Annotated in this window: 10 protein-coding genes and 1 pseudogene; 6 read left to right on the top strand and 5 right to left on the bottom strand. The window is 61.1% G+C overall.

Translation table 11 applies throughout. From position 1 onward, the window contains the following. Both RTX98_RS06500 and ilvA read right to left on the bottom strand, forming a co-directional pair. Nucleotides 1–1,215 (bottom strand): DEAD/DEAH box helicase (locus tag RTX98_RS06500; protein ID WP_312795424.1); only part of this gene is annotated, 1,215 nt, incomplete at its 3' end. Nucleotides 1,216–1,549: 334 nt separating this feature from the next. Then, on the bottom strand, nucleotides 1,550–2,824 hold the full coding sequence (gene ilvA / locus RTX98_RS06495) for a threonine ammonia-lyase IlvA (RefSeq protein ID WP_312795419.1): 1,275 nt from the start codon (nucleotides 2,822–2,824) through the stop codon (nucleotides 1,550–1,552). Between the two features lie 99 nt (nucleotides 2,825–2,923). On the opposite strand from ilvA, the gene RTX98_RS06490 reads away from it, so the two are divergent. The 6 genes and pseudogenes from RTX98_RS06490 to RTX98_RS06465 all read left to right on the top strand — a co-directional run bounded on the left by RTX98_RS06490 (nucleotide 2,924) and on the right by RTX98_RS06465 (nucleotide 9,012). Next, complete coding sequence (locus RTX98_RS06490; protein ID WP_312795417.1) at nucleotides 2,924–4,381, top strand: TrkH family potassium uptake protein; 1,458 nt, start codon at nucleotides 2,924–2,926, stop codon at nucleotides 4,379–4,381. A gap of 2 nt (nucleotides 4,382–4,383) precedes the next feature. Continuing rightward, the gene (locus tag RTX98_RS06485) at nucleotides 4,384–5,562 is read left to right on the top strand and encodes an alpha/beta hydrolase (RefSeq protein ID WP_312795416.1); all 1,179 of its coding nucleotides are present in this window, start codon (nucleotides 4,384–4,386) and stop codon (nucleotides 5,560–5,562) included. 178 nt (nucleotides 5,563–5,740) lie between these two features. Continuing rightward, nucleotides 5,741–6,715 (top strand): tripartite tricarboxylate transporter substrate-binding protein, encoded by a 975-nt coding sequence (locus RTX98_RS06480; protein WP_312795415.1) that lies wholly within the window; start codon nucleotides 5,741–5,743, stop codon nucleotides 6,713–6,715. A gap of 58 nt (nucleotides 6,716–6,773) precedes the next feature. Continuing rightward, a complete protein-coding gene (locus RTX98_RS06475) occupies nucleotides 6,774–7,235 on the top strand; it encodes a tripartite tricarboxylate transporter TctB family protein (protein ID WP_312795414.1) in 462 nt (153 codons plus the stop codon). Between the two features lie 4 nt (nucleotides 7,236–7,239). After that, nucleotides 7,240–8,741, top strand: a pseudogene (locus RTX98_RS06470) (tripartite tricarboxylate transporter permease). 22 nt (nucleotides 8,742–8,763) lie between these two features. Then, the gene (locus RTX98_RS06465) at nucleotides 8,764–9,012 is read left to right on the top strand and encodes a ParB N-terminal domain-containing protein (protein ID WP_189501610.1); all 249 of its coding nucleotides are present in this window, start codon (nucleotides 8,764–8,766) and stop codon (nucleotides 9,010–9,012) included. A gap of 3 nt (nucleotides 9,013–9,015) precedes the next feature. Here the strand turns inward: RTX98_RS06465 and RTX98_RS06460 are convergent, their stop codons facing one another. The 3 genes from RTX98_RS06460 to RTX98_RS06450 form a co-directional block, all read right to left on the bottom strand. Next, the gene (locus RTX98_RS06460) at nucleotides 9,016–9,402 is read right to left on the bottom strand and encodes a MerR family DNA-binding transcriptional regulator (protein WP_312795423.1); all 387 of its coding nucleotides are present in this window, start codon (nucleotides 9,400–9,402) and stop codon (nucleotides 9,016–9,018) included. A 90-nt stretch (nucleotides 9,403–9,492) separates the two neighbouring features. Next, the gene (mgtE, locus tag RTX98_RS06455) at nucleotides 9,493–10,908 is read right to left on the bottom strand and encodes a magnesium transporter (RefSeq protein WP_416223072.1); all 1,416 of its coding nucleotides are present in this window, start codon (nucleotides 10,906–10,908) and stop codon (nucleotides 9,493–9,495) included. 128 nt (nucleotides 10,909–11,036) lie between these two features. Then, the gene (locus tag RTX98_RS06450) at nucleotides 11,037–11,624 is read right to left on the bottom strand and encodes a hypothetical protein (protein ID WP_312795412.1); all 588 of its coding nucleotides are present in this window, start codon (nucleotides 11,622–11,624) and stop codon (nucleotides 11,037–11,039) included. Nucleotides 11,625–11,678 lie beyond the last annotated feature (54 nt).

Raw genomic sequence — 11,678 nt, 5'->3', positions numbered from 1 at the left:
ACCGCGATGCCCACCGCGATTTGGCTGCGGACGATTGTTCGGACGCTGGTTGCGCGCCGGCTGCGGCATGGCTGCCTGTGCATCCAGATCCACACCGCCCGACAGATCGCTGGCGATCGTCAGCTTGGTGCGGGTCACCTTTTCCACGGCGCGCAGCTTGGCAGCTTCGGCTGGATCGCACAGCGTGATCGCGACGCCATCGGCGCCGTTACGACCGGTGCGGCCGATGCGGTGCACATAGCTTTCCGCTTCATCCGGCAGGTCGAAGTTCACGACATGGCTGATGCCCGGCACGTCGATGCCGCGCGCCGCGATATCGGTCGCAACCAGAATGCGCACAGAGCCGTCGCGGAAACCGTTGAGAGCCTTCTGGCGTGCATTCTGCGACTTGTTGCCGTGGATCACGGCCGCATTGAACCCATCGCGCTCGAGGTCGCGGGTCACGCGATCCGCACCATGCTTGGTGCGCGAGAACACGATCACCTGCTTCATGGCTTCATCGGCCAGCAGCTTCGACAGGAAAACGCGCTTCTGCTTCAGCGGCACAATGTGCACGCTCTGCACGATCTCCTTGGCCGTCGTGCCCTGCGGCGCGACTTCGACGCGGATCGGATCGTTCAACAGCGTATCGGCCAGCGACGCGATTTCCTGCGGCATGGTCGCGGAATAAAGCGCGGTCTGGCGCTTCGGATGCGTGGCGCGGGCGAGCTTCTTCACATCATTGATGAAGCCCATGTCGAGCATGCGGTCGGCTTCGTCCAGCACGAGCCAGCGCGTTTCGGCGAGCTTCACGTCGCCTTCACGAACGAGATCAACCAGACGGCCCGGCGTTGCGATCAGAACGTCGACACCCGGCTGCAGCTTCTTGACCTGGCTGAAGCGGGAAACACCGCCCAGAACCAGCGCCGTCGAAATGTGCATGCCCTTGGTGACGGCCTTGATGGTTTCTTCGATCTGCACCGCCAGCTCGCGGGTCGGCGCAAGGATCAGCGCATGCGCGGTCTTCGGAATGCGCTTGGCCCCCAGCGCCATGATTTTGGTGAGGATCGGCAGGGTGAAGGCAGCCGTCTTACCCGAACCGGTCTGGGCGATGGCAACGATGTCGCGGCCTTCCAGATGCGGCGGGATGGCGACAACCTGGATCGGCTTCGGGTTTACGAAGCCGGCCTTGGCCGTGGACTGAAGCAGGGCACCAGTGATGCCGAGGTCGGCCATGGTCGGGGTAGAAGTGGTCGGTGTGGAAACAGGAGTATCGGACAAACTAATCTTTCGCGCGGTCAACATGCCGCGATGTGCCGTCGGGCGCAGCCCCGCGACAAAATACATGATGTGAACGACGTGGCGGCGGAGTCCTAAGCTCCACTCGGTTGCGCTGTCGTGTTCCCTCGAGGGGAACGCTCAACCCTCACCGGAACAGCCCGGATCAGGCAGGACGACGCAACCAGTCTCAGATCGAGAAAGCCGGTCAATGCCAGCCCATGCGCCTACGCCCCGCATATGGGCCCGTTCAGCCGCAAACGCAAGGCTTCATTGTCCGACAGGCAATGCCTTAGATGATCAGGCTGGCCAACGCGTCGTTGTCGGTGATGTTCTGGTACTGGAAGCCGGCGGCATCCATGTTCACTTCCAACCGCATGAAGTTCTCGGGCCTGATGGTCTCGATGCCGATCAGAACGGAGCCGAAATTGCGTGCCGACTTCTTCAGGTATTCGAAGCGCGCCACGTCGTCTTCCGGCCCGAGCAGATCGAGGAAGCCGCGCAAGGCGCCCGGCCGCTGCGGGAAGCGGATGACATAATACTTCTTCAAGCCTTCGAAGCGGAGCGCACGCTCCTTGACGTCCGGCAGCCGTTCAAAGTCGAAGTTGCCGCCCGACACGATGGCGACGATCACCTTTCCTTCGCGCTCTTCCGGTGCAAGATCCTTCAGCGCGTCGATCGACAGCGCGCCCGCCGGTTCCAGCACGACGCCTTCCACGTTCAGCATCTCGACGATGGTCGCGCAAACGCGGTTTTCTGGAATCAAACGAACATCATCGGGCGAAAACTTGCTGAGTTGCTCGAAGGGCGCCGCGCCGATTTCCGCCACCGCCGCACCATCGACGAAGCTGTCGACGCGCGGCAGTCTTTCGCGTTTGCCGGTGGCAAGGCTCGTGCGCAGGCTGGGCGCGCCAACCGGCTCCACGAAGGTGAAACGCGTTCCCCAGTCGAGATCGCCGAAATAGTGGGAAACGCCGGCCGCGAGACCACCACCGCCCACCGGAATGATCATGCGATCCACCGTCACGTCCTCCGGCAGCTGCGCCGCGATCTCCAGCGCAACGGTCGCCTGCCCTTCGATGATGTCGGGATGATCAAAGGGCGGCACCAGCACGGCGCCTGTTTCGGAGGCAAAAGCGATGGCCGCGCGATAGCAGTCGTCGAAGAAGTCGCCTACCAGCTTGATCTCGACATTGGAGCCGCCGAACAGCCTTGTCTTGTCGATCTTCTGCTGCGGTGTGGTCACCGGCATGAAGATCACGCCCTGCTTGTCGAAATGGCGGCATACGAATGCCAGGCCCTGCGCGTGATTACCAGCCGAAGCACAAACGAAGCTCCTGGTGTCCGGTGCCGCTTGCAGCGACCGGCGCATGAAGTTGTGCGCGCCGCGAATCTTGTAGGACCGCACCGGCGACAGGTCCTCACGCTTGAGGAAGATCCGCGCCCCGTATTTGCGCGAAAGATAGTCGTTTTCCTGCAACGGTGTTTCGGGAAAGATCTCGCGAATGGCGTGGGCAGCCTCCGCCACGCGGTCAACAAAGGCGGTAGAGGCTTCGAGCGAGGACATGACGGCAACCCGGCTGTGGACGAGGAGGCCGCTATTGCATATTCGAGGGGTTCTCGCCACTCGCCCTTTCCAGGCCGGCGCCTCCACTAGGACATGTGATTGCAAAGCCTCGCCGTCCGCGCTGCCCTCCACGTTGCCGGTATCTTCGGAATGTATCTATCCGGGGCGATGCTGCTGCCGGCAGCGGTCGATCTTTATTATGGTCACGAAGACTGGAAGGTCTTCGTTTTCTCCGCCTTCTTTACAGGCGGTCTATCCATGGGCGTGGCGCTGGCGACCCGTGCCCGCCCGCCGATCGTGTCGCCGCGCTTTGGCTTCCTGCTCGTCAATCTGCTGTGGTTCACCATGGCTGCGGCCGGCGTCGTGCCGTTCATGATGTCGTCGCTCGAGCTCAGCTTCTCGGATGCCGTGTATGAAGCCGTGTCCGGCATCACCACGACAGGCGGCACCGTCATCAACGGTTTGGACGAAGCCCCTCCCGGCATTCTCCTGTGGCGATCGCTCCTGCAATGGATGGGCGGCCTCGGCGTCATCGCGCTCGGCCTGTTTCTCCTGCCCTTCCTCAATATCGGTGGCATTACCTATTTCCGCATCGAGTCGACCGACATCGAGGACCGGCCTTTCGAGCGGCTGGCGACCTTCACCTTCACGTTGCTGGCGATCTATATCGGGCTGACGCTTGCTTGCGCCTTCGCCTATGCCGCTGGCGGAATGGGCAGCTTCGACGCGCTGAACCATGCCATGACGACGATCTCGACCGCCGGGCTTTCGACCCATGACGTGTCGTTCGGCATGTATGCCGAAAACTACACGATCCTCTGGACGGCCATCGTCTTCATGTTCATTGGCGCGCTTCCTTCGTCGATCCTCATCCTGTTTGCCGTGCGCGGGCGCACCGAGGCGCTCGGCGATCCGCAGATCCGCGTTTTCGCCGGCTATACGATCGTGTTCGCGCTCGCCGTCGCCATCTATCTGCGCGTATCAACCGGCATGCCCTTCGGCGCGGCTATCACCCACGCGACCTTCAACTTCGTGTCGATCATCACGACGACCGGCTTTGCGTCGGTGGATTATTCGCAATGGGGTCCGTTCGCCGTCGCCTGCGCCTTTATCGCCACCTTTCTCGGCGGCTGCTCGGGCTCGACAGCCGGCGGCATCAAGGCCTATCGCTTCCTGATCCTGTATGAGCTGCTGGTGAACGGCTTGAAGCGCCTGATCTATCCGAACATGGTTCTTCCCGTTCGGTACGGCGACCGGCCTGTCGAAGAGGCCATGCAGCGCGCCGTCGTGCTGTTCATCTCCGCCTTCATGATGATCTGGCTGATAACGACCATCCTGCTTGCGGCTACTGGCCTGGATCTCATGACTTCGCTGAGCGGTGCGCTCGGCTCGTTGACCAATGTCGGTCCAGGTCTCGGCGAGGCCATCGGCCCTGCCGGCAACTATTCGGGCGTGCCCGATTCTGCCAAATGGGTGCTGTGCTTCGCCATGCTGCTTGGGCGATTGGAAATTCTGGCCGTGCTGGTGATCTTTACGCCGGGCTTCTGGGGACGCTGACAATGACCATGCCGACCACCGCCTCCCTGTCACGGCTGTGTATAGTAACTTTGCTTAGCCTGACGCTTGGCGCCTGTGCTGGACGAAGCGCCTTTCCTCTGGTGCCCGTCGCCGATGCCGCATCGAACCCACAGGTGGAAGCGGATCATGACATCTTCATCGCGACCACCCGCGCCAAGTCCGATGATCCCGCCTATGTTTACAGCGGCTCCCGGGCCGAAGATGGAGTCAGCTTCGCGCGCATCGACGTCACCGTTCCGGCCGTGCATCAGGTTGGCATGATTGAGCGTTCCCGCAACAACAAGCCGGATCCGGCACGCTTCTTCACGCCCACCCAGATCGCGCTTTACAAGGAGGATGGACCCTTCCGCCGCGACCTTGATGCCGACATCAAGAAGAAGGGCGGTCGTGCCCTCGTCTTTATCCACGGCTACAATACAAGTTTCGACGAAGCGGTTTATCGCACCACGCAAATCGTTCACGACGCTAAATATCCCGGTACGCCGGTGCTCTTCACTTGGGCATCCGCCGGCCGCACGCTCGATTATGTCTATGACAGCAACAGCGCGACGGTTGCCCGCGACAGCCTGGAGCAGACCCTGCGCGTTCTGGCGGACTCCGGTGCGAGCCGCATCGACATCATTGCCCATTCCATGGGCACCTGGCTGACGATGGAAGCGCTGCGCCAGCTTGCCATTACCAATGACGGCACCCTCAACGGCAAGCTCGGCGACGTCATCCTCGCTTCGCCCGATATCGACATCGACGTTTTCCGCTCGCAGATGCGCCGCTACGGCACGCCGAAGAAGCCATTCCTGCTGCTGCTGTCGCGCGACGATAATGCCTTGCGTATCTCCGGCCTCATCGCCGGCAACCGACCCCGCGTCGGTGGCTATGATGACGATGCCGCGCTTGCCAAGCTCGGCGTCACGGTTGCCGATCTCACCGAAGTGCATTCGGCCGATCGATTGAACCACGCCAAGTTCGCCGACAATCCGCTGCTGATCCAGATGCTGGGCGAACAGCTCCGCTCCGACGGCAGCATGCGTGGCGACAATGCGGGCAACCCGGCGGGTCGGGTCGAGACCTTCGGCTCAGCCCTCGGCCAGACCGTCGCCTCCGCCGCCTCGATCGTGGTCACCACCCCGTTCGAAGTCTTCAACGTGGTGTTGGGTCAGTAGAAGCGTCGTGGTCTACGACCAATTGATAACGGGAAAGATCCTCCTTCGGACCGCTTGAACCGCTTTTCACGACCGGAACCGGTTGCGAAAAGCGGAAAAAAAGGGAACGATTACGGAAATTGTGCGGGGATTCCGGGAGGAAATCGGAAGAACCGCCCGTAAAACCGGGAGGAATTTCGTGAAAAAACTGGTGGCAGTTCTCGCCGCAGGTCTGTCTTTCGCCGCTGTTGCCAGCGTTCAAGCGCAGACCTTCCCCGATCGCAACATCACCGTCGTCGTGCCTTTCGCAGCCGGCGGACCGACCGATACGGTGACCCGCCTGGTCGCCGAAGCCATGTCGAAAGACCTTGGCCAGCAGGTTATCGTCGAGAATGTCGGTGGTGCTGGCGGCACGTTGGGCGCCGGTCGCGTGGCCGATGCGGACCCCGACGGCTATACGCTTCTGCTGCACCATATCGGCATGGCAACCAGCGCCACGCTCTATCGCAAGCTCTCTTACGACACGCTGAATGCGTTTGATTACATAGGCTTGGTGACAGAAGTTCCCATGACGCTTGTGGCTCGCAAGGACCTCGAGCCGACCGATTTGAAGAGCTTGGTTGAGTACGCCAAGACCAACAAGGACACCGTTACCGTCGCCAATGCCGGCATCGGCGCGGCCTCGCATCTCTGCGGCATGATGTTCATGAGCGCCATCGACACCTCACTCGTCACCGTCCCGTACAAGGGCACCGGCCCGGCCATGACCGATCTGCTCGGTGGCCAGGTCGACATCATGTGCGACCAGACCACCAACACAACCAAGCAGATCCAGGGCGGCACGATCAAAGCCTACGCTGTCACCACGCCCGAGCGCCTCAAGGTTCTGCCGGACGTCCCAACCGCAGCAGAAGGCGGCCTGAACAACTTCGACGTCTCCATCTGGCACGGCCTTTATGCGCCGAAGGGCACGCCGGCCGATGTGGTCGACCGCTTGTCGAAGTCCTTGCAGGTCGCCTTGGCGGACAAGAACGTTATCGATCGCTTCGCCGAGCTGGGCACCATCCCATCGCCGGCCACTGACGCCACGCCTGCGGCCTTGAAGGCCAAGTTGGAAGGCGAGATTGCCCGCTGGAAGCCGGTGATCGAGGCTGCCGGGCAGTACGCCGACTGATCCAGTCGAGGGCGGCTGAACAGGCCGCCCTTTCTCGCATCCTTTATCCGGATTGCCCATGAAATCTGTTTCCATCGATCCAGCCAACGGAGCGGCCGGCGCGCTGTTCATCGCCATCGGCGCGGTGTTCGCCTTCCAGGCTTTCGGCCTCGAGCTTGGCACCACGTTCCGCATGGGCCCCGGCTATTTTCCGCTAGTGCTGGCGCTTATCCTGATCTTCCTGGGGTGCATCGTGCTTGTTCAGGCAACGCGGGTTCAAGGCGAACCGATCGGTGCGTTTGCCTGGCGCGGCATGCTGCTTATCCTGCCAGCGCCCATCATCTTCGGCCTGACTGTGCGCGGCCTGGGCTTCGTCCCTGCCCTTTTCCTGGCCGCACTGATCGCCGCCTTCGCTTCAACCCGCATGCGTCCGCTGATGGCTGTTGTGCTTGCCGCAGCAGTCACGCTGTTCTCGACCTTGGTGTTCATCAAGGCGCTGGGTTTGCCGTTCCGCTTGTTCGGACCTTGGCTGGGATACTGACCTGATGGAACTGTTCAGCAATCTCGCGCTCGGCTTTGCCACCGCCGCTTCACCCTGGAACCTGCTGTTCTGCTTGATCGGCGTGCTTCTCGGCACCCTGGTCGGCGTTCTGCCCGGCATCGGCGCAACCGCCACGATCGCCATGCTGTTGCCGATCACCTTCCAGCTCGAACCGGTTTCATCGCTGATCATGCTGGCCGGCATTTATTACGGTGCGCAGTATGGCGGTTCGACCACCGCGATCCTGATCAACATGCCTGGCGAAAGCTCATCCGCCGTCACAGCACTCGATGGCTACCAGATGGCGCGGCGCGGAAAAGCCGGCTCTGCATTAGCAATCGCAGCGCTTGGTTCGTTCTTTGCTGGAACGGTCTCGACCTTCCTCGTCGCCCTTTTCGCACCGCCTTTGACATCGATCGCGCTGCAATTCGGTGCAGCGGAATATTTCTCGCTGATGGTTGTGGGCCTCGTTTCGTCGATCGCGCTTGCTCATGGCTCCATCGTGAAAGCGCTCGGCATGGTGGTTCTGGGGCTTCTGCTCGGTCTGGTCGGCACCGACATCTATAGCGGCACACCTCGCTTCACCTTCGGCATTCGGGAATATTCCGACGGGTTGAACTTCGTGGCGGTCGCAGTGGGCGTGTTCGGCATTGCCGAGATCCTGCGCAATCTGGAAACCGAAAAAACCCGTGAACTCCTGATGGCTAAAGTCGGCGGCTTGTTCCCGTCGCGCGAAGACCTGAAGGCCATGATCGCACCCATGCTGCGGGGCACTGCAATTGGGTCCGCGCTCGGCATCTTGCCTGGCGGTGGAGCGATCCTTGCCGCCTTCGCGTCTTATACGGTCGAAAAGCGTGTTTCGAAGACCCCGGAAGAGTTTGGACGTGGCGCGGTAGCGGGCGTGGCCGGGCCAGAATCGGCAAACAATGCCGGCGCGCAGACGTCGTTCATTCCGATGCTGACCCTCGGCATTCCGGCTAACCCGGTTATGGCGCTGATGATCGGCGCGATGATCATCCAGGGCATTGTGCCCGGACCGAACGTCGCGACCGAGCAACCCGCATTGTTTTGGGGCATCATCGCGTCCATGTGGATCGGCAATTTGATGCTGGTGATCCTGAACCTGCCGCTGATCGGGCTCTGGGTGAAGCTGCTGACTGTGCCCTACTACGTGCTGTTTCCGATCATCATGGCGTTCTGCTCGATCGGCGTTTACAGCGTCAACGGCAATGCCTACGACCTTTACGCCGTCGCCTTCTTCGGTCTGATCGGCTATGTGCTGGCCAAGCTGCGTTGCGAGCCGGCGCCACTGCTTCTGGGCTTCGTGCTTGGACCTTTGCTGGAAGAGAACCTGCGGCGCGCCATGATCATCTCGCGCGGCCATCCGTCTTCGTGACACGCCCGATCAGTGCCATCCTGCTTCTGCTAGCGCTTGCGGTTCTCGTCGTGGTGTTCCTGCCCTCCGTGCGCAAGAAGCGGGACGAAGTCTTCGTCGAGGAGGACTGAGTTTTCGGGCAAGGAAGAGGCAATGCTTCGGGTGCAGAAGATCGTGATCGAGCAGGTTTACGTCCCAACCGCCAGGCGCAAGACGCTGCATCCCGACACGGTTCGCCTGTTGGCCGAGGACATTCTTCAAAACGGCATGCAGACACCGATCCAGGTCAGGCATGACCAGAACCGTTATGTGTTGGTGGAAGGCCTGCATCGTCTGGAGGCGGCGAAATGGCTCGGAGAAACCGTCATCGACGCCTACCTTGTCCAGGCTCGGCGGCACTGACGCTCAGGTGTTGACGCCAAGTTCGGCAAGGCGCTCGACGCAGGCTTCTTCGGCGTGGTCGAGTTCTTCCAGGGTTTCCTCGAGATCACGCCGCTTCTGGCGGAGATCATCACGCTTTTCGTCGATGCGCTGGATCATCAGCTTGAGCTGCCCGCCCTCGCCGGGCGGCTCCTTGTACATCTGAACGATCTCGCGGATTTCGTTGATGGAAAAGCCAAGCCGCTTTCCGCGCAGGATCTGTTTCAAGAGGTGGCGGTCGGTCGGACGAAACAGCCGGGTCCGCCCACGTCGCACGGGGTGGATGAGCCCTTCATCTTCATAAAAGCGCAGCGTGCGCGTGGAGATGTCGAACTCCCGCGTCAATTCCGTGATCGTATAGTATTCTCGCACGTAGCGCTGGCTCACCGCTTTTCTTGAGCCGACCTTGTCACCGCATTTACGTAAGAGTCAAATGCGGTAGGCGATGCCCCAGCGGATCGTTCAAGCCAGACCAAACCACCAGGTTGCCAGACCAAGGAACGCGAAGAAGCCGACGATATCCGTCACTGCCGTAACGAACACGGATGAAGACACGGCAGGATCGGCACCCACCTTGTCCAGCAAAAGGGGAATCAGGATCCCGCCAAGGGCTGCCGCAAACATGTTGATGACCATGGCTGCGGCAATCACGCCGCCAATGTTGATATCCCCGAACCAGAAGCCGGCAACGCAGCCGATCAGCACCGCAAACAAGACGCCGTTGATCAGGCCGACGCCCATCTCACGTCGGATGATGCGGCCGGCATTGTAGATATCGAGGTCACGCGTCGCGAGCGCGCGCACGGTCACCGTCATCGTCTGCGAAGCGGCATTGCCGCCCATGCCGGCGACGATCGGCATCAGCACCGCAAGCGCCACGATCTGCTCGATCGTACCTTCGAACAGGTTGATGACCGATGCCGCCAGGAACGCGGTCACGAGGTTCACCAAGAGCCATGGAACGCGCGAGCGCGACGTGTCACGCACCGAATCGGATAGTTCTTCATCGCCGACGCCACCCATGCGCAGAAGGTCTTCCTCGGCCTCCTGCTGGATCACGTCGACGACGTCATCGATGGTCAGCACGCCAACGAGGCGTTCGTTCTCGTCCACGACGGCCGCCGACAGGAGATCGTACTGCTCGAATTCGCGGGCGGCCTCTTCCTGGTCCATCGTGGCCGGAATGGCATGGCGGGTTTCATGCATGACCTCTTCGATCCGTACGCCGCGCTTGGAACGCAGCACCTGATCGAGATCCACAGCGCCGAGCAGTTTGAAGGTCGGATCGATCACGAAAATCTGGCTGAAGCGCTCCGGCAGATTGCCGTCTTCACGCATGTAATCGATGGTCTGGCCGACGCTCCAGAACGCCGGCACGGCCACGAACTCCGTTTGCATACGGCGTCCGGCGGTTTCTTCCGGATAATCGAGCGAGCGCCGCAGACGGACGCGTTCCGTGAACGGAAGCTGGGCAAGGATCGCTTCCTGATCCTCTTCGTCCAGATCTTCCAGAATGTAGACGGCATCGTCCGAATCGAGTTCCTGGACCGCTTGGGCGATCTGCTCGTTCGGCATCGCGTCGACGATCTCGGCGCGAATATTGTCGTCGACCTCGGTCAGCGCCGTAAAGTCGAAATCGGCACCGAGCAACGTCACCAGATCGCTGCGCTGATCAGGCTGCAGAGCCTCGATCAGGTCGCCCATTTCCGATTGGTGAAGATCCTCGATCTCCCTCTTCAGAGCGGCAGCATCGCGCCGATCGAGCGCATCGCTGATCGTCTGCAGGAAGCTGGCGCGGATCGCACCACCTTCGTTATAAATGTCCGCCTCGGGAGAGGCGTTGCGTTGATCTTTGTCGACGCCGTGCAAGTCGTCCAAGAGCGCCTCCAAAAGCCGTTTGATGATAGGGGAAGCCGGCTGGACGCCCGCTTCGCGAGCCATAACTCCTTATCGTGAAGGAGGCAAAACGAAATGCGGCTCAGGCGATAAAGAACCGCCTCAGCGGGCTAAAGGCCACGGCATGACGCAAGTTGCACTTCATAGCGCTTGGCCATCGACGCCATCTCGCGTGCATAGCGCTGAACGGCCTTGTTGTCGCGCGTGGCGCCATTATCGAAGCCCGACCAGCCGAGGTAATAAGCAAGATAAAGATTATACGCGTCGTTTGGCGCAACGCCCTTCGTAGCGACGGTGCGGGCATGGTACCAGCCGACGAAATCCACGGCATCGGCAAAGCTGTTCCGGCGCGCTAGGGATCGGCCGGTTTCCAGACGATACTGCCGCCACGTCCCGTCCAGGGCTTGCGAATAGCCATAGGCGCTGGATGGGCGCGACCATGGGATCAAGCCAAGCAGCTTTGTGCGCGGTGGCCGCGCGTCGCTTTGGAAACCCGACTCGCGACGCAGGGTCGCCATCAGGATCGATACTGGAATGCCGTAAGCGCGCTCCGTACGCTTGGCCGCAGCATGCCAATCATCGAAGAAACCGTCGCGATGGTTGAACACAGCGCAGGCATTGTTGATGTTGCCCGGCGCACTGGCGCATCCCGCAATGGCCGTCATCAGCAAACAGGCATACAGAGGTTTCTTCGTCATGCGCGGAAGAAACAGCCGGATGCTTAAAGATCGCGTAAAGATGAAATTAACGGG

The organism is Tianweitania sp., from assembly GCF_032053605.1.
GTDB lineage: Bacteria > Pseudomonadota > Alphaproteobacteria > Rhizobiales > Rhizobiaceae > Tianweitania.
Note: the sequence above shows the minus strand (reverse complement) of the source record. Positions and strands in the feature narration are given on the sequence as shown.

What these genes read in the sequence shown, in the direction of transcription:
- ilvA (WP_312795419.1), bottom strand. Translation starts at nt 2,824, where the DNA reads ATGTCCTCGCTCGAAGCCTCTACCGCCTTTGTTGACCGCGTGGCGGAG.
- RTX98_RS06485 (WP_312795416.1), top strand. Translation starts at nt 4,384, where the DNA reads ATGACCATGCCGACCACCGCCTCCCTGTCACGGCTGTGTATAGTAACT.
- RTX98_RS06475 (WP_312795414.1), top strand. Translation starts at nt 6,774, where the DNA reads ATGAAATCTGTTTCCATCGATCCAGCCAACGGAGCGGCCGGCGCGCTG.
- RTX98_RS06465 (WP_189501610.1), top strand. Translation starts at nt 8,764, where the DNA reads ATGCTTCGGGTGCAGAAGATCGTGATCGAGCAGGTTTACGTCCCAACC.
- RTX98_RS06450 (WP_312795412.1), bottom strand. Translation starts at nt 11,624, where the DNA reads ATGACGAAGAAACCTCTGTATGCCTGTTTGCTGATGACGGCCATTGCG.